The 592-nt window shown below is 65.5% G+C and carries 1 protein-coding gene and 1 pseudogene; both read right to left on the reverse strand.

The window, feature by feature from the left end; translation table 11 throughout:
• Positions 1 to 153 (reverse strand): annotated as a pseudogene (locus tag ACU8YC_RS25710) (dUTP diphosphatase); the annotation flags it as partial.
• A 1-nt stretch (position 154) separates the two neighbouring features.
• The coding region (locus tag ACU8YC_RS25715; protein ID WP_446896066.1) for a phosphopantothenoylcysteine decarboxylase domain-containing protein at positions 155 to 592 on the reverse strand (438 nt) is incomplete at its 5' end.

Consider the following 592-nt stretch of genomic DNA (forward strand, 5'->3'; position numbering starts at 1 on the left):
GGGGATCAGCAGGGTCTGGCCGGGTTCCAGGACGGTGTCCTGCTGCAGCATGGCGCGCAGGTCGAGACCGGCCGAGCCGGGTGTGGCGTATTCGGGCAGTGGGAAGTCCCGACCGAGGCGCGGGTCGAGGATCTTGGCTTGGAGTGCGTGCATGTCAGGACTCTTTGTAGCGCTCGGCGATGAAGGCCACCAGCGCACGGGCAATATGCCCCTTGCTGGCCTGGCCGAAGCGGGTTTCGTGCTGTTGGCGGTCGATCACGCTGACCGCGTTGTCTTCGCTGTTGAAGCCGATGCTGGGGTTGGCTACGTCGTTGGCGACGATCAGGTCGAGGTTCTTGTCGCGCAGCTTGCGGGCGGCATATTCGAGAAGATTCTCGGTCTCCGCGGCGAAGCCGACGCAGAACGGGCGATCCGCACGGCCTGCGAGGGTGGCGAGGATGTCCGGGTTGCGCACCATCTGCAGCAGCAGGCCATCGCCAGTGCTGGGGTCTTTCTTCAGTTTATGGGGTGCCACCACTTCCGGACGGTAATCGGCGACGGCTGCCGCGGCGATGCCCTGCGACATCCTCATCGCCGCTTCGCAGGCCGCGAG

This window comes from Citrobacter sp. VF227 (assembly GCF_052950715.1).